The 18743-nt window shown below is 69.1% G+C and carries 7 protein-coding genes; 2 read left to right on the plus strand and 5 right to left on the minus strand.

Going from position 1 to position 18743, the window contains the following annotated elements; genetic code table 11:
- Positions 1–103: 103 nt before the first annotated feature.
- The 5 genes from WME82_RS37450 to WME82_RS37470 form a co-directional block, all read right to left on the minus strand.
- Positions 104–925 carry an ATP-binding protein gene (locus tag WME82_RS37450; protein ID WP_438038802.1) on the minus strand — a complete coding sequence of 274 codons (822 nt, stop codon included), beginning with the start codon at positions 923–925 and terminating at the stop codon, positions 104–106.
- Positions 925–2511 (minus strand): IS21 family transposase, encoded by a 1587-nt coding sequence (istA, locus tag WME82_RS37455; protein WP_438038801.1) that lies wholly within the window; start codon positions 2509–2511, stop codon positions 925–927. Before istA ends, WME82_RS37450 begins: the two co-directional genes overlap by 1 nt.
- A 136-nt stretch (positions 2512–2647) precedes the next feature.
- Entirely contained in the window at positions 2648–4030 is a 1383-nt protein-coding gene (locus WME82_RS37460) for an RHS repeat domain-containing protein (RefSeq protein ID WP_438039231.1), read from the minus strand.
- Positions 4031–4144: 114 nt separating this feature from the next.
- Positions 4145–4609: an SUKH-3 domain-containing protein gene (locus WME82_RS37465; protein ID WP_438039232.1), complete on the minus strand. Its 465-nt coding sequence runs from the start codon at positions 4607–4609 to the stop codon at positions 4145–4147.
- 8 nt (positions 4610–4617) lie between these two features.
- On the minus strand, positions 4618–15201 hold the full coding sequence (locus tag WME82_RS37470; RefSeq protein ID WP_438039233.1) for a SpvB/TcaC N-terminal domain-containing protein: 10584 nt from the start codon (positions 15199–15201) through the stop codon (positions 4618–4620).
- 402 nt (positions 15202–15603) lie between these two features.
- Between WME82_RS37470 and WME82_RS37475 the strand changes: the two genes are divergently transcribed.
- Positions 15604–16416, plus strand: coding sequence for a hypothetical protein (locus WME82_RS37475; RefSeq protein ID WP_438039234.1), 813 nt, complete (start codon positions 15604–15606; stop codon positions 16414–16416).
- Between the two features lie 565 nt (positions 16417–16981).
- Positions 16982–18676, plus strand: coding sequence for an adenylate/guanylate cyclase domain-containing protein (locus WME82_RS37480; RefSeq protein ID WP_438039235.1), 1695 nt, complete (start codon positions 16982–16984; stop codon positions 18674–18676).
- The last annotated feature ends 67 nt before the right edge of the window (positions 18677–18743 follow it).

Below are 18743 nucleotides of genomic sequence, written 5' to 3' on the forward strand. Positions count from 1 at the left end.
GGCGCCCGCGGTCACGTCGACGAGGGTGGGCCAGGCGCGCCGAGTGGAGCGAGGGGTCAGAGGCGCGGCCCCGGGCGTGACCTCGTCGCCGGGGCCGCAGCGGTCATCGCCGCTTGCTGCGTGGGTGGGTTGGCGGCTTGCTGCGCGCGGGCAGTGGCGGAGCCGTGTTGGTCTCGTCGAGCTTCGGCTTGAGCCGTGGCCTGTACGACTCGCCCTCGATGATGAAGTCGAACGCCGCGTTCTTGAACCGATCGACGGCGCTCTGCGCGAGTAGCACGTCGTCGAACATCGCGATCCACTCGGCTGTATCGCGGTTGCTCGTGACGATCATCGATGCATTGCCCGTACGTTCGAGGAAGAGCTGGTACACGTCGCGGCTCTCTTCCTTGTTCATCGCCTCGAGCGCGAAGTCGTCCAGGATGAGCAGGTCGACGGTCGTGAGCGCGACCATCTCGGCGTCGCGTGAGTTGTCGAGCCTGCTCTGGCGCAGCCTGCGCAGCATCGCGTCGGCGCGCAGAAAGCGCACGCTGTAGCCGTGCTGGCACGCGAGGTGTCCGAGCGCGCTCGCAAGGAAGGTCTTGCCCACGCCGACCGAGCCGAGAATGACGATGTGCTTGTGCTCCTCGAGAAAGCGCAGGCTCGTGAACCCACCGAGCAGACGCTTGTCGAAGCTGACCTTCGCGGTCTTGTCCCAGAGCTCCAGACGCATGCTGGGATTGAGCCCGGCGTCGCGCACGCGGCTCTCCGTCGCGCTCGCCTCGCGGCGCGCGATCTCGTCGGTCAGCAGCATGAGCAACATCTCCTCGTGTCCCATCGACTGCTTCTCGGCGAGCAGGAGGCGCTCGCGTAGCGTCGCGGCGATGCGGCCGAGACGCAAACGCTTGAGCGCCGTGACGAGCGCAGGGTCGACGTCACTGGAGCTCATCACGCCTCCTCCTTCGCCGCGGCAGCCGCCGGCGTGCGTGTCGCGAAGTGCTCGGTGCTGCGCGCGAACCGCGGCGTGGGGAGCGCAACGACCTTGCGCTCATCGGTCGACGGTGATGCGGGCGTCTTCGCCGTCTCGAGCATGCGCGCAACGCGCTGGACGTCGACGACATCGAACGCGAGCGCGCTCTGGCAAATCGCCTCGACACGCCCGCTTCCGAACTTGTTGCACAGCCGCAGCAGCGCGTAGACGAGCCGCATGCGCGTCCAGGGGAGCGGCACGTCGAGCAGCCGCTCGGCGTAGATGCCGACGTGCGCACCGCACTTCTTCGCGCTCGCGACGAGCGAGGCCACGTCACGCACCGCCGCGACGTCCTTGCCCGCGGGGTAGTCGCTCGGGTCGGTTGCGCGTTTGCCCGGCGCGACGCGCGCGTGCACCTTCACGAGCTCCGTGCCGGCGTAGATCCTCACCGACACGCTGTCGGCGCGAACGCGCACCGTGCTGCCGACGTAGCGCGTAGGCACGCTGTAGAGCGACCGGAGCACCTGCACGTGATGATCGGGGTGCACCTTCGCGTCAGTCCAGTGCGGCACGTCGAACGGCTCTGCCGGCGCCGGCTTCATCGCGCTCTTCTCGCGCGCTTCGAACACCTCGCGCGGCACCTCGCGTGTCGTGCCGTGGACGCGCGCGCCGGCGACGTCGCGACACCATCGCTCGGCGGACGTGCGCGCCTCGTCGAGGCTCGTGAACGACTCGCCGTCGAACCAGCTCTCCCGCACGTAGGCGACTTGGTTCTCTACCCGCGCCTTGTCTTTGGGCGACCTGACGCGCGCGGCATCGACGAACAGCCCGCGCGTCTGCGCGTAGTCGAGGAAGGCGGGCACGAGCACCGGGGCGAGCTCGTCGGCGCGCAGCACGATGGCCTTCATGTTGTCCGGGAGGATCACTCGTGCCATCGCGTCAAAGAACTTCCACGCTGCATCCAGGCCCGCGCACACCGCCGCTGTGGTCTGCTCGAACGACGGCCACACGAACTGGTAGCGGCTGTACGCGAGCGTCACCACCAGCACCCACAGGTTGCGAACCCGCTGCGTCGTCGGGTCGAACAGCCTGCCCATCAGGCCGAAGTCGACCTGCGCGACCTCGCCGGGCTCGGTGTCCGCGACGCGAACCGTCGGCGTCTTTTTACGCCACGCCAGCTCCTCCTTGGCGAAGCGTCGGAGCGTGTAGTAGCTCGCGCTGACGCCGTGGTCGCGCTTGAGCAGCGTGTGGATCTTCCGCAGCTTCAGCGGCCGAGTTTGGGTGAGCCAGGCCTCAATGCTCGCGCGATGCGCGCCGATCTGCTGCCACTCCTCACTGGCGTCGGGCACCGGGCGCGCCTGTACACGCTGGGCGATGGCGTGGATCTCCTCGTCCGTCGGCTCGCGGCCGCGCGGCAGGGGCAGCGTCGCTGCGGCATCGAAGTACCTGCCGACCGTCTTGCGGTCGAACCCCGTCTCGCGCGCCACGTGACGCGCGCTCTGACCCGCCGCACGACGGCGGAGCATCTCCTTGATGTCAACCATGATCAGCTCTCGGTAGGGCATCGGCCTCCTTCCGACGGCGACCCGCGCCGTCGTCGCAAGGAGCCCATTTCAGATCCCGACCGCGGCGTCCCGAGCTGGCCCCATGAGGCTGCAAAAAACCTCGGAAGCTGGCCCCATGACCCTGCAAAAAACTGGGTCACGCCCCCGCGCGGGTGGCCCCATCCTCCTGCAATTGGGGTGGCCCCATGACCCTGCAAAAAACGCCGTCAGGTGGCCCCATGAGGCTGCAAACTGGCATCCTATTCGCGGCGTTCTGGATTCGTGCACGTACCGCCGCGGAGAGATTCTGTATTCGTGCACCACCACCGGCCGTCGGTGACGCAGGAGCAGTCGGAGCAACCGCTTTGCCGCCGGATTCATCGGTTTTTGCCGACGGTGCCTTCTGCGCCTGGCCCGACGGCTTCGCGGCCTGAGGAGCTCCCGCAGGTTGCGCTGGCGCAGCCGCTGGCTGCGCCGCTTGCGCGGGCGCGGCCGCAGGCTGCGCCGCCGGCCGAGCAGACTGCTGCTGCTGCATGACGAACCTGAACAGCAGTCGGCGCATGCCGTCCCCGATACCGCGAGACGTGCGACCCGCCGCCGCAGCGCCAGCGTTCATCCGCTGCAGCATCTGCTCCTGGTGGAACTTTTGCCCCGCCGGCCCGCTGAAGCAGCTCGGGTGCCTGCACCCATTGGCCCCGGGCGGGAAGTTCCGATGCGCCCCCTGCGCGCTCCTCCCATCCGGGTCGACCAGGTTCACCGGGTTGTTCAGCGTGTAGCTGTACAGCCCGAGGTTCCCCGGGTTGAACACCCCTCCGCTCGGCCCTCCGTCCATGTACTCGTCCAGGATCGGATCCGGGCTCAGCCACACACTGCTCCTCGGGTCGTAGTACCGCGCCCCGAAGTAGTAGAGCCCCGTCGCCTGGTCGAGCTCCTTCCCCGTGAACACGTACGCTCGCCTCAGCTCGTACCGCGAGTCCGACGCGTCGATCCACAGCTCCCCGCTCGGGAAGTACTCGTCCCGCTGCGTCAGCGTCTGCTCGTTGTTCGACGCGAAGCTCGTGCTGCCCAGGTGGTCCGGGTGGTAGTACAGCGTCGGCGGGTCACGGAACCAGTCCGGATCCATCTTGCTCGCTATCCGCGTCTGCCCCGCATAGATGTGCTTCGTCACGAACCGCCCGTCCCGCAGCGTCAGGTGCTGGTCGTGGTATGCCGTCTCCTCCTCGCCGCTCACGTGGTGCAGGTGCACCCGCCGCTCGCCGTCGCCGTCGTACAGCATCCGCGACAGCACCTGACCGTTCTGCGTCACCCGACTGACCCGGTTCTCCTCGTTCCAGTCCGTCGTCCGCGTGTCCGAGCCACGGTACGTCCAGCCGGTCTGGTTGCCGCTCGCGTCATACCGCATCTCCCGCGGCCACGGCATCGACTCCGCCACGAGGTGCTCCTCGATGCGCTTCGGCGCGTGCGGCTGCGGGCCCGGGTACTGGTACGTCTGCTCTCGGATCGCGTGATCCTCGCGCCATTCGTCCCACCCATTCGGCACGGCGCACGCCTGCGGTACGCACCAGTATCTATATCGAGACGTGGCCTAGATCCCGCCTTGTGCATTGAGCCGGTTCGGCGGGACGCGTCCCAAGAGCGGGTATTGAATCTCACATTATGCCTCAGCAAGCTCCTTCGGCAAACGCCCCATCAATATAGAATCCAGCGCGCAATAGATGTTATCACCAAGCAGTTGAACCCTGTCACCCAGGAGATAAACCCGACCCGATCCATCAATCGCGAGAAACGCTTGACCATTGAATGCCTCACCCAGAGGAAAGAGATCGCCACCGACTTGATCCCGGAAGTAGTCAAACCGGTCCTCTTCGCCGCTGACCAGCTCCGGGTCCAAGTCGAAGCCCCCCCGGGCGCATTCAAGACCGGGACCTTGGCAGTCCACACGGAGACCACCGAATTCTTCCAGAACTCTTTCAGCCGCTAGCGACATCTGAAACCCATCCGGACTTTCCAGGATCTTCCTCCACCCCGCGACACGCTGAGTATTTTGGCGACCTTTATACCATCCGGCGGCCACCAGCTGCGCCTCGGACTCGTCAGACCATTCTAGCGACGCGGACATATCATCTCCTACTGGCCCGATTTAATTCCATATGAGCGCTGAAGAACCGCGCAACTTGAACACGCTGGAATTGCAGTACCATGGTTTGCATTACCGGGGGTTCGCACGCGAGCCGCCGTCATTGTACCACCAGCCGGATCGACACCAGCCTCCAGAGCCCTCGATATACACTGCGGCTCAGCGCAACGACCATGAAAAGCAGATCGTTGCGACGGAGGAATAGCATCAAGCTTCTTCTGAACGTCGGAGTGCAACGGTTTCGGTGACCCGCTCACGCCGGTGAACGTTCGCTTGCTCGTTTCGAGAGCAGCCGCCGTCGTGGGACGTGGACGAGCCTGCTGAGCGGCATTCGCCGCTTCCCTTGCGGCTCCTGTCGCCGGTACTGGCTGCGTCGCAGGCGCCTTCGCCGCCTCCGCTCCCTGCGGCGGCTTCGCCGCCGGCGCCGGCTGCGGGCCTTTCGCCGGCTGCGCGGCTGGCGGCGGCTGCGCCGACGCGGCTGCTGGCTGCGCCGGCGGCCGAGCAGTCTGCTGCTGCTGCATGACGAACCTGAACAGCAGCCGGCGCATGCCGTCCCCGATACCGCGAGACGTGCGACCCGCCGCCGCAGCGCCGGCGTTCATCCGCTGCAGCATCTGCTCCTGGTGGAACTTTTGCCCCGCCGGCCCGTTGAAGCAGCTCGGGTGCCGGCACCCATTGGCCCCCGGAGGGAAGTTCCGATGCGCCCCCTGCGCGCTCCTCCCATCCGGGTCGACAAGGTTCACCGGGTTGTTCAGCGTGTAGCTGTACAGCCCCAGGTTCCCGGGGTTGAACACTCCCCCGCTCGTCCCCCCCTCCATGTACTCGTCCAGGATCGGATCCGGGCTCAGCCACACACTGCTCCTCGGGTCGTAGTACCGCGCCCCGAAGTAGTAGAGCCCCGTCGCCTGGTCGAGCTCCTTCCCCGTGAACACGTACGCTCGCCTCAGCTCGTACCGCGAGTCCGACGCGTCGATCCACAGCTCCCCGCTCGGGAAGTACTCGTCCCGCTGCGTCAGCGTCTGCTCGTTGTTCGACGCGAAGCTCGTGCTGCCCAGGTGGTCCGGGTGGTAGTACAGCGTCGGCGGGTCACGGAACCAGTCCGGATCCATCTTGCTCGCTATCCGCGTCTGCCCCGCATAGATGTGCTTCGTCACGAACCGCCCGTCCCGCAGCGTCAGGTGCTGGTCGTGGTACGCCGTCTCCTCCTCGCCGCTCACGTGGTGCAGGTGCACCCGCCGCTCCCCGTCGCCGTCGTACAGCATCCGCGACAGCACCTGACCGTTCTGCGTCACCCGCGTGACCCGGTTCTCCTCGTTCCAGTCCGTCGTCCGCGTGTCCGAGCCACGGTACGTCCAGCCGGTCTGGTTGCCGCTCGCGTCATATCGCATCTCCCGCGGCCACGGCATCGACTCCGCCACGAGGTGCTCCTCGATGCGCTTCGGCGCGTGCGGCTGCGGGCCCGTGTACTGGTACTCCGACCGGTACGTCTGCTCCCGGATCGCATGATCCTCGCGCCACCCGTCGCACTCAGCCGGAACCGGCGTGGGACACGCCTGCGGCACGTACCGGTAGCTCGCCTGGTCCTTCGTCAGGATGTTGCCAATCTCGTCGTACGCGAACGACAGCCGGTACCGGTACTGCCAGTCTCTCCGGTCCTGGTACGTCCCGCTCGCCGAGAGCAGCTGGTACAGATCGTCGTACCCGTAGTCCTGCGTCGTCGGCCCCACCAGCACCGAGCCCGGCATGTCCTGCTCGTACGGCACCTCGTTCCGCACGCGCTCCAGGTTGCCTGCTGCGTCGTAAGCATACCGCATCCGCTGGAACGCCCTCGCCGGCAGCCCTCGCTCCACGAGGTACCGATCGCGGTGGTCCGCGTTGATCTCCCGAAGCCGCCGCGACTTCTCGTAATACCGATACGACGTCGCGATCCCGTTGCCGTGCACCACCCTCACCCGTTGCTCGAACTCGTCGTACCCGATGTGCAGCAGGTACTGCGTCACCGCAGGCTCGTCCGGGTGCTGCGGGTTGATCTGCGTGTTCGTTCCCACCGCCGACCGGACCAGGCCCCCTCGGTCGTAGCCGTACGTCACCACCTCCGCCCCGGAGCCAGGGAACTTCATCGACAGCAGCCGCCCGAACCCGTCGAAGTCGTACTCCATCGTCGCCTGGTACGGCCCCCGGTGCGGCTCCCTCAGCCGGGGGAACTCCGTCGTCAGCTTCGCCACGTTCCCTAGCCGGTCATACCAGAACGTCCTCTTCCCCGCCTCGCTCTGCTCCTCCACCAGCCGCCCGGCCCGGTTGCCGTGCTCGTCGCCCGCCTCGTCCGGCTCGCCGTACACATACGTCACGTCCGTCGAGTCCGGGTAGTTCACCCGCGTGAGTCGGTTGAAGTCGTACTCGTACCGGATCAGCTTGCTCGCGCCTTCCGCCAGGAGCTTCGCCGTCTGCCGCGCCCCGACGTTGCCCGACCGGTCGTAACGCCACTCCGTGCGCCCCATGTCCGGGCTCGTCAGCGTCACCATCCGTCCCAGCGTGTCGTACGCCGCGGTCGTCACGTTCCCGCGCGTGTCCATCACCCGCACGAGCTCGTCGACCGCGCTGTACCCGTACCGTGTCATCAGCGCCGTCCACGCCTCCGACCCGCGCAGCCGATTGCGCTCCTCGACCGCCACGATCGCGTTGTCCACGTCCTGGTACGCCTTGCGCACCTTCCCCTTCGGGTCGACCTCCGTCGCCACGAACATCGCCACGCCATCGAGCTCGTCGATATCGTAGCTCGTCGTCGTCACCGCCTCGCCGGTCTCGACCTCCTCGTCCGGCTCCCTCCGCTCGACGATGCGCGAAAGCACGTCGTACTCGAACGTCGTCGGGTGCTTCAGCGCCACGTCCACGAACGCCGTGGCCTCGCCCGTCGCGAACACCGGCTGCCCCTGCTGCCAGACGCGCCCCCGCTCGTCCAGCACCACCCGGCCGCTCACGCTCATGCCCACGGTCGGGGCGGCCCCCGTCCCTGGATCCTTCTCCAGGTCCTTCTTCGTCTGGATCACCCGGTCCAGCCCGTCGATGAACGTCACCGTGTCGATCGGATCCCCCGGGTGCTGCACGTCCTTGTGCCGCGTCCGCGCCCACGCCGGCATGGCGACGCTCTCCCCAGGCTGGAGCGCATACTCGAACGCGATCGTCGCCTCCGCCGCCGTCAGCGGGTCGTCCGGACCGAACACCGCCCGCAGCCGCCCGAACGCGTCGAAGTCGTAGTGGACCTCATGGCCGTTGACGTCCCGCACCGCGCTCACCGCGCCGTAGCGGTAGTCCGACGACGTCTCCGAGAAGTAACCGAACGAATCGTCCACCCGGGAGAGGTACGTCTCCGCGACATCGTCGTACTCGTACGTCAGCATGAAGCCCCGCGGCTCGATCGCCCGCTCCAGGTTGCCGTACGCGTCGTGCGTGAACTCCCATCTTGGATTCGTCGACGCGTCTCCCGTGTACGGCGCGCCCGTCGCCGGATCCTTGCCGCCGATCACCGTGCTCGTGATCCACTCGACCGCCCCGGTCACCTCGTTGTGCCCTGCGGTGCGCTCGCGCAGCAGCGTCCCCGCGCTGTCGCGCACCTCGACGCTATCCGTCCGCACGATGTGCGGTCCGTCGTACGTCACGTGATGGATCGTGGTCGTGACGTCGTCCTCCAGCGTGCCTGGCTCGCCGTGCTCGATCACCTCGATGAGGTTGCCGCGGTCGTCCCAGTCCCGCTCCTCGCTCGTCTGCTTGCCGGGCGCGCTCGGGTCCGTCGTCTTGCCCTCGTACCACGACATCGCCCGCAGCTCTTCCTCGGGGAAGAACGAGCCCGTCAGCGCCGGCTGCGCCCCGGGCGCCCGGTACACCACCTCTTGCCGGCTGAACAGCCGCCCCTCGGCGTCCTGCTCGATCACCTCGGCCACGAGCCCGCGCCGGTAATAGTCCTGGTTGTGGTACCGCGTCACGATCTGCGAGCCGTCCTCCCGCGTCGCCGTCACCTGCGCGAAGCCGTAGTCCTCGCGCTCCGCCCGGTCGTAGAACCCGCTCTGGTGGTAATCGAACGTGTGCACGTAGGCGGGCGTGCCCATCCCGTCCTCCACCTCCACCCGCGACAGCACCCACTTGCTGCGGGGCATGTCCACGCTCAGCTCGTCCGGGCTGCTCGCATACGCCACCTTGTTGCCCTCACGCGCATAGTCCAGCCGGATGCTGCCGCCAAGCGGACGCACCACGCGCGATAGCCGGTTGGTCTTGCCCGTCAGGTTCAGCCGCGCCCGCAGCGCCGTGTCGCTCTCGCGCAGCATCCCCTCGCTCAGCTTCAGCACGTGATCCGCCGTCCCGTCGCCGTCCAGGTCCTCCCATGCGAGCTCGCTCCGCCCGTCGCTCAAGCCGAGCTGCGCCGCGATCTCGAGCACGATGCACACGTACGGCGTCGGGATCTTGATCGGCACGCCATACCCCGCGTTGAACGCCGTCGTCTCGGAGAACGACAGCGCGTCGTTGCTGCCGTTGATCTCCCTCGTGTACTCCTTCTCCAGCACGACCCCCCACGGCAGCGCGCCGCTCACCGCTGGCGCGCTCCACCTCTCCTCGGGCCCGAAGCGGTCACCGAGGTTGAGGCGGACCCGGTAGTAGCCCTGTCCAGGCTGCTTGATCACCCGGTCGGGCAGCCTGTCGCCGTTCAGGTCCACGAAGTCGACGAGCGTCCGGCTCACCGTGTGCGCGATGCCGCCGCCGATCCCCGCATAACCCACCTGCAGGCTGTTCGTCGTGTTGTCCTGCACCCGCACCGTCTTGAGCTGCTCCGGAGACCAGACCCGGCTCAGCGCGGTCAGCGGATCCCCGTCGACCTCCGGCAGCGGCTCGAACGGATCGCCGCTCGGATCGATCGCCGCCCAGGCGCGCTCGTCCCCGAAGCGGTAGCCGAGGTTCAGCTGCACATGGAGCACGCCACCCGCGCTCCTCACCTTGTCCGGAAGCCCATCGCCGTTCACGTCGAGCAGGTCCTTCGTCGTCTGCGACGTGCCCCAGCTCTTGCCGAGCGAGGGCAGCACGCTGAGCACCTCCTTGGTCTCGGCGCTCGCCTCGATCTTCTCAGCGACCACCGACGCCGCGGATCCGAAGCCGAACCCGAACCGCGCGCTCATGGTCTCGATGACCCGGATGTCCCCCGGCCCACCGACGGTCAAGGCGCCATACTGCCCCGGCTGCTGCCCGTCGCACCGGCCGCCGCTGCCGCACGTCTGGATGCGCACGCCGCCCTGCGTGACGGCATCGGGCCGCCCATCACCGTTGACGTCGACGAGCTCCAGCTTCGACTCGGTGGTCCCGGTCGTCACCTGGAACGACCCGATGAGCGCGAGCTCCGCCGAGCCCGAGCCGTTGTGGCTCTTCCTCAGCCCGGGGACATTGGCCACGTCCTCCGGGCGGACGCCGCCGACGCGCGACGGCTTGAGCTCCCCGGCCCGGATGTACATGTCCGCGCCCGACCCCCGGAACACCGGGCCGCTGACGCTGCCCACGAGAGGAAACCCGGCGTCCCCGGGCGACCAGCTCGCGTGGTACCCCTCCCAGTGCGGCTCGACGCGCGTGAAGTAAGGCGGCCTGTTCTCCTCCGGCCTCCGGCGGAGCTGGTTCTCGTCGAACGGGTACTCCGTCGTCCACTCGCCATAGCTGAAGCCGCGGAACCCGCCCACCATGCGGGCTTCCAGCTTCCCATCCGGGATCGCTCGAGCGTTCACCGCGGGCACGTCCAGCACCGTCCCCGTCTCGTTGAACACGAGCTGCGGGAGCCACGACACCGACGCTCCGGGATCCGACAGCGATGTGTCCATGTCCGCTGCGCTCTCGAAGAACTTCGTGAAGGCGAGCTCCTCGCCCTCCATCACCGGGAACACCACCGGATCGCTCGGGCCAGGCACGCTCCTGGCCGGCGAGATCTCCTCCGCTCCGAGCAGCTCCCGGAACAGCCGCTCGCTCCCGCGATCCACCCGCAGGGTCACCGGCCCCTCCGTCTCTCGCTTCGAGGCGGAGCCGAGCAGGCTGACCGGCCCGCTCTCGGGCATGGCCACCCGCGACAGCGAGAGCGCCGTCCCGCCGGTCGTGCTGTCGCTCAGCTGCACGGGCGCCAGGATCGACTCCTCGGGCACCGAGATCGGCCCGCCGTCGCCGGGCAACGCGTCGAGCCCGCAAACCCTCTTTCCGGACGGCGCGCCGGACCTGGGCGCGCACTCCCCTACCGCGCGGCAGCTCCCCGGATCCGCGTCGTGGCCGCACACCTCGGTGTACCGGGCGAACCCCTGGTACTGCACGCGCGACGGGTGGACCACGTTCTCGCCGAGCTCGGCGTACAGGAACAGGAGGTCGCCCTGGAGCACGGACACCGGCCACGCGATCTCGGTGCTGAGCTGCGCGCCCGACACCCTGGTCCGATGGAGCTCGACGCTCTGCCCCGAGTCGACGTCCTGGCGCACGAGCCGCACATCGAACGCATCGAGCGCGTCGGTCCGGACGAAGCTCGCCTGCACCGTGACCTGCCCGTCCGCCCCCGCGGCCCAGCCCGGCACGCTCCGGTCGAGCACGGAGAAGTCGTCCGCGAAGGTATAGGTATACATCGGACGCCCGAGCGCGTCGGGGCGCATCGTGTCGCGCGGAAGCAACGGCCGGCAGGAGTCCGACGGGCAGAGCTCCGCATAGCGGATGCGCGGGTTCCAGCGCGTGATGTCGCCCTCGATGTCCTCCTTCGGGTCCACGCGGAAATAGAGCGCATCCGTCGGACGGACGCGGACGCGGATGCCGCTCCCGCACCCCCTCTCGCCCTCGGGCACACACGCAGCATCGCTCGGCCCGATCTCCCTCTGCCAGAGCGGCAGGTGGTCGCGGCGGAACTTGTCATTCGACCGCGGCGCCGGCGTCGTCTTCGTGATCGACGCCATCACCCCGTCTCCCGCGCCGCCCCCGGCCAGCGACACGCCCCCGTCGATGACGACGATACCGTCGATCGGCGGCGTCCATTTCACCAGCGGGCTGGTCCGGTAGAACGCGTTGCGGAGCGCCTCGACCTGCTCGCCATCGCTGAAATCCTCGTCGATCGTGAACCCGGCGCCGCGGGCGCCCGGCCCCAGCCGCGCGTTGTTCGGGTTCAGCGTCGCCCCGCTCCCATCCAGCAGCTCCGGGAAGCCATCCCCGTTGATGTCGAGCAGCAGGCTCTGCGCGGTCGCGGTGCTCCAGGCGCGGTTGAGACCGAGACCTCCGAGCTCCTGGAACAGGTGCATCGCCCCCTGCAGGCCGGCCGTGATCTGGTGCGTGCTGCCCACGCTCTCCGGCGAGAACGCGTTTCCGCTCGACCGATCCGGGAGCGAGTTCAGCCAGACGCCGTTGCTGCCCACGAAATCCGGGAGCCCGTCGCCGTTGATGTCCGTGAACGCGACGTCCTCGTCGTCCGCCCCGAACGAGACGGAGACCCCCAGCCCAACGTGCGGATCACACACCGTCGGCCCCACGCCGACGAACGCGCTGAGCCCCCCTTCGACCGAGCTCGTGGCCCCGAGGCCATCGCGCCCTTCCGCGGGGCGGCTCCACTCCGTCGGCGCCGAGAACACCTGGAGCTCGCCGCCCTCTTGCTGGAGGCTGAAGTACTCGAAGCTGTGCTCGTAGAGCATCTCCCCACCGCCGTTTCCGTGGACAGCGATGCTCTTCAGCAACGACTTGTGATGGTGCCGCGGGTCCGGCGCGTCGTACGCGAAATGATAGCTCCGGATGATCTCCTCGGCATCGGGCGCCTGGCCCATGGTCACGTCGACGCGCGTGAGCCGCCGCGTCGTCCGCACCTCGAAGCCGGCGCGCGCCGAGCTCACGACGTCTCTCCGCTGCGCTCCGTCGTCCACGGAGAAGACAACGTGATAGTGCGCTCCGGGGACGCCGCTCGTGTGCTCCGTGTAATCGATCCGCTGCGGATAGAGCTGCACCCAGTCCTCGCCCTCGGGCGCGTCCTTGAAGTACGAAATCCGCATCCGGTTGCCGAACGTGTCTTCCACCCGCTCCAGGTTCCAGCGGAAGATCCCGGCCTCGCCGGACCGGTCCGCAAGGCGCGCGTCCGCGCTCTCGCCGTAGGTATACCGGGTGCCGTCCTTGTCGGTGACCACCCAGTGAAAGCTCCCGGGATCGGCCCCGAGGCGCTCGATGCGATCGAACGCGCCCTCGACGCGCCGCTCGTACCTGCCCGGCTGATCGGGGATGGCCCGCAGCATCTGGCCGTCGAGCGTGTAGAGCTCGTCGCCCGTGTACCGCGGCACGCCGAACCGCGTGTCGATCTCGATCGCCGAGAAGCGCAGATCCCACCCCACGCCGAGCCAGCCATTGCCCAGCTCGCTCTCGTACGTGACCGCCAGATCCGGCGCGATGCCATGCCGGCCCGGCGGCACCTCGATCGGGAACGACAGCTGCGCCGTGCCCTGGCCGTTCGCCTCCGGCGGCTCGATGAACGACACGCCTGCGGACGGGCTCGCGAGCTGGATCCCCTTCATCGCGTTGGGATCGAACGACTGCGCTCCCGGCTGATCCGGCATGGAGATCGCCGCGTTGACGAAATCGGTGAAGTGATCCGTCAAGCTCGTGAGCTCCCGGGCCCCGCCCTCCTCCACGCGCCCGAGCTTCGTCCATCGCTGGACCGTCTCGTCGAAGTAGAAACCGAAGATCTCCCTGGCCCTGGCGCCGCTCGGGATCGCCGCGGCGTCGACAGGCAACGTCAGCTTCACCGGCTTCTTGAACTTGAGCCCGTGCGGGCCGAAGCGGAACGCGCGCCCCTCGGGCGTCACATTGCGCATCGCGCGCCCCATCGGCTGCACCTGGACGGGCATCAGCGGGCGGATCGTGATGCGCGTCGTCTCTTCCAGCGCGTCAGGCGGGATATCCAGCGTGGCGCCCGCGAACGAGAGCACCGCGCCCTTGTCCGGGCTCACCACCGCGCCATAGGGCGCGCCGTGGTCCACGACGAGCCCGCTCGGCGCGGCGGCCGCGGCGCACGGACCGAGCTCTAGCTCGCGACCGAGGCGCGTGCCGTCCTCGATCCGCGCCTCGAGGCGCGCCGTCCACGTCCGGTGACTCGCCCCCTCGGGCTCCGGAAGCGTGAGCTCGAAGCTGCCGTCGTCGCCCAGCGTCACCGGCTCCGGGCCGGCGAACAGCCGTGCTCGCGACGCGTCTTCGCCGGCCAGATCGAGGAACCCGCGCACATAGGCTCTTCCCTCGGCGCACTCGCCATGCAGCGGCGTGCTCAGCGAGATCCGCCGCGCGCGGGACGGGACGGGGCTCGCCACCACGGCGACGTCCGACACCTCGGCGTGGCTCCCCTTCGCCCGCGCGATCTGCACGGAGGCCGCCCCCGGCCATGTCGCTGACTCCGGTAGATCGAACCGGTGCCAGCCCGGCGGCAGGTCTTTCAGGTCGAAGCGAAGCCCCTCCGCTCCTTCGCTGGGCGCGATCTGGATCTCCCCGGCGCCCGCGCTGGTCAGCTGGAAGAGGAGCGCGTGCGGCGCCACACGCGCGCCGAAATCGAGGCTCAGCGCCTCCGTGCGAGGCGCGCGCTCGCCGCCGGCCGGCCGGGCGCCGGCGGGCGCCTCCGCAGCGGAACGCGCCTCGACCATACCGGCGTGCGGGATCCCGACCACCCGGAGCGCGCTCACGGTGAAACCGTGCTCCTGCTCCGCGGAGGGGCGGAACCGCACCACGTTCTCGCCGCGCCTCAGCCACGCGGGCGCGATCTCCTCGACTTGCAGACCTCCGGTCGCCGGCGCTGCCGCCGGGGAGCCGCCGCGCGGCGCCGTGCCGTTGATCTGCCGGTTCACGGTCGACCAGTGCCCGCGGCCCTCCAGCTGGTAGACGAGGAACGCGCGCGCGAGCGCCCGTGGATCGGTGTCCACGTGGAGCGACAGCGATCGCTCGCCGCCCGTGCGCGTCACGGTCGCCCGCTCGGACGTCGCAGCGAACTGGTAAGCCCCGGCGAGCCGCCCCGCGAGCACGCGATCGGCGAGCTCCACCTCCGAGAGGCCGCGCGTGGGCGCGCCGGCGGTCCAGAACAGGATCTCCTGCGGCCCGCGCTCGCCCGAAGGGAGCCACTCGACGACGACGTGCTGGGCCGTGACCGCCATGGGAAGGCGCGTCCAGCGCTCGCCCGTGTCGTGGAGCGGCACATCGACGAGGCCGGAGACGGCCTGAAGCTCGGCGCCGTCCTCCGCACGGACCGTGAGCGCGCCCTCGCTGCGCCCGTACAGCGAGAGCGCCTCGAGCGCGGTCGGCTGCGGAAACGAGACCCGGATCCGCACCTTCTCCCCGGTCTCGCTGCGAAGCCCCGTATCGCCGCGGCCGTCGAACAGGACCCACGGGTCCGCCCCCGGGCCAGCGCCATCGGCGCGAACGTCCGCTGCCAAGGCCGCCATCGGGACCACAGCGAGGCCGTCGGGGCCGCCGGCGGGTTCTGCCGCGCTCGCGAGCACGGCGGCGTCCCCGGCGAGCGCTGCCGCGAGCTCGGCGCCGCCGCGAGCGCCGGTGAGCCGCGCGCGCAAGGGATCGCCTATCCGGCGCAACGTCAACGCTTGAGCCCACGCACCGAGGGGCGCGCTCACCACCATGAGCAAGAGAACGCAACCCGCGCACCGCCGCCACACCCGTCTCATCCACCTGGACGTCATCGGTCTCCTCCGCGGCCGCGAAGGGAGCAAACGGCATCGTGAATAGCAATTACAAGCGATAACAGGCGGGGCGGTCTCGCCACGAAAGGCGCCAAACTCGACCGGTTCCCAGCACGATTTCAGCGTACCCGAAGGCGCTGCGCCTCCGAGCCATCGAATTCGGACTACCGGATGCGGAGAAGTTCATTATCCTGTGACGCTCACGCAACACTCCTTGGCTCGCCCTCTCGGCCGCCCGTGCGGCCGTGGGGGTGGCCGATCACGCCATTCACGGAGGTGACCTTGCGCAATCTCACGATCGGGGACCTGAAGCTCGCGCTGCGCGATCTCTTGACGGACAGGGCCGATGAGCTGCGCCTGTCGGCGACAGGCAAGCTGTATGAGCCGCGGCTCAGGGCGAAGCAGAAGGAGATCGACGCGATCCCCGACGCCGCGGGCACGCAGGCGCCGCTCGCCAGGGAGCTCGCCGAGGCGGACGCCCGGCACGACGGCCTCGGGGCGGCCGTCTTCTTCCTGTGCAAGGCCGTCGAGGCGCACCCCGCCTTGCCGGCAGCGCTCAAGGAAGCGGCGGCGACCGCACAGCAGGCGTTCGTCCCGAAGCTCGACGTGCTCCGCGCCCCGTACGCGGACGAGGCGTCGGCGGCGCTCGACAACCGGCCCGAGCTGACCCGGCTCAAGGCGGAGCTGAAGGCCGCCGCGACCCCCGGCGGAGGGACGCTGCACGACTGGGTGAAGGCGTTCGTCGCCGCCGGCGACGACATCGATGGCCTGCTGCGCAGGCGCGCCACGCTCCTCGCGACGGGCGAAAACGCCGCGGCCACCGGCCCGCTCCGCGGCGCCGCCGTCGGGCTGCTCGGGCGGTTCCGGGAGGCGCTCCGGGACGAGATCCAGGAAGAGGGCAGCAAGCTGCCGGCCGACCACGAGGCGCGGCTGTTCGCCTACGTCGACAAGCTCAACGCCGATCGCGAGCGGGCCCTGCGCGGGCGCGCGGCGCCCGAGCAGGCCCCGCCCACGCCCCCCGGCCCGCCGACGGTGCCCATCGAAGTGGCGCCGGCCGCGCCGGCGGTGAGCGCCGATCCCGAGCTGTAGCCGGACCGCTCGCGGCGACATGCCGGGGGCGTGAGCGGCGAGGCCCCCGCCCATATCCGACATGCCCAGCGACCTGCTCGGCGAGGCACCCGCCCATGTCCGACATGCCCGGCGGCCTGCTCGGCGAGGCACCCGCCCATGTCCGACATGCCCGGCGGCCTCGCCTGGCAGGCACCCGCCCATGTCGCGACATCCCGGGAGCCGTGGCGGAGCAGGCGCCCGCCCATGTCCGACATGCCTGGGGGCCTCGCCGAGCAGGCACCCGCCCATGTCCGACATCCTCGGGCGCATCAACCAGCAGGCACTTCCCCATGTTCGACATACCGCCGGGAGGCCCAGCAGCGCCCGGGCCGCCTCGCTCACCCCCCGCCAACAGCCGCGCGCGCAGCGCGTTCACAGATGTGCTGACGCGCACCGCCACGCTCATCACCAATGCCCGCCACATCTTGGCCGTCCACACAGAGGCCCTTCTGGTCTCCTTCAAGGAGCGCTCGAACTTCGACGTCAGGTCGACATGTCGACGCGCTGTCCACCGGAAGCCGACTTTGCTTTGATGAAGGTCTTCATGTTCCGCCTCAGCACCGTGCGCGCCAAGCTCACCGTCCTCGTCGCGCTCTCTTCGCTCGCGACCCTCGCGGCCCTCCCCGTATTGTCCTGGGTGATGCACCGGCAGCTCCTCGCGCAGATCAGCGAGCGCGTCCCGCAGGCGATCCGCAACTTCCGGCTGGAGCTCAGGCAGCAGCAGCGCGCCATCTCGGCGAGCTCACGCCAGGCGTCTCGTGCGCGCGAGCTGGTCGAGGGGCTCCGGCTGCGGAACGAGTCGGCCGTGGGGACGGCGCTCGAGGCCGTCATCGCCGCTCACCCCAACGTCGCCATCGTCGCCTTCGATGAGCTCGGCGATCGGGTCGCGGCGAGGGGGCTCGATGCGCCGCCCCCGAGCACGGACGAGGTCCCCGGGCTCACCGAGGGCCTCTCGGGCCTCGCCGAGATGGACGACCTGCGGGACGTGCTCGTACACGGGTGCGATGGACAGCCAGGCTCGCCGCCTGCGTACATGATCGCCCAGCATGCGAGGAGCGACGCGGGATCGCTGCTCGCCTGCATCCCCATCGATCACACCTACTTCGACGAAGTGGCGACGAAGCTCGGCGTGGAGATCGCGCTCGTCGACCCGTCGGGCAAGAGGATCACGGGCACGGAGCGTTTCCCGACCAAGCTGCTCGAGGGCGCCGTCATCGGCGACGAGACCCACCCCACGATCGTCGAGGACGCGAGCTCGCTGTGGGCCCTCTCCCGCTTCGCGCCCCGATCGCTCCGGGGCAAGGCCGGCGATTTTTCGATCGTCATGGCGCTCGACGTGACCGACGTCCGGAACATCGTGCGCCAGAACCTGATGTTCGCGGCCGGCGTGCTCACCCTCGCGGCGCTCTTCTCGCTCATCCTCGGCGCGCGCCTCGCAACCACGATGTCACGCGCGCTCTCCCGCGTGAACGTCGCCCTCAAGCACCTCGAGCAACAGCGGTATGTGCATGTGGAGGCGGTGAAGACCGGCGACGAGCTGGAGGATCTCGCGACCGGCTTCAACTCGATGGTGGACGGCCTCAAGGAGCGGGACAAGCTCCGCAGCACCTTCGGCAAGTACATGACCGAATCCGTGCTCGAGCACCTGCTCGCCGGCAAGGTGCAGCTCGGCGGCGAGACGCTCACCGTCTCGATCCTCTTCTGCGATATCCGGAGCTTCACGACCATCAGCGAGCGGATGAACGCCCATGAGCTCGTGGGGCTCCTCAACGAGTATTTCACCGAGATGGTGGCCATCCTCCTCGACGAGGGCGGGGTCGTCGACAAGTACATCGGCGACGCGATCATGGCCGTGTTCGGCGCGCCCGTCCCCAGGCCGAACGACGCCGTGCGCGCCGTGCGCGCGGCCATCCGCATGCGCGCCGCGCTCAAGCGCTTCAACGAGCGACTGGCCAACCGGGGAATCCCGGCGCTGAAGACCGGTGTCGGGATCCACACCGGCGAGGTCGTCGCGGGCAACATCGGCAGTGAAGCGCGGATGGAGTACACCGTCATCGGCGACGCCGTGAACCTCGCCTCGCGCCTGGAGAGCGCGACCAAGGAGCTCGGCGTGAGCGTGCTCCTCAGCGAGGACACGCACCTCCTCGTGAAGGACGTCTTCAACACACGTCCCGTCAGCGAGATCACGGTCAAAGGCCGAGTGCAGCCGGTGATGACCTACGCGGTGGCGGATCGCTGACGAGCGCCTGGGGCGATAGCGCATCAAGGCGCTCGGCGCGGCGGGGGTGCGCGTGACCGCGGGCTAG

The organism is Sorangium sp. So ce128 (genome assembly GCF_051525245.1).
GTDB lineage: Bacteria > Myxococcota_A > Polyangia > Polyangiales > Polyangiaceae > Sorangium > Sorangium cellulosum_B.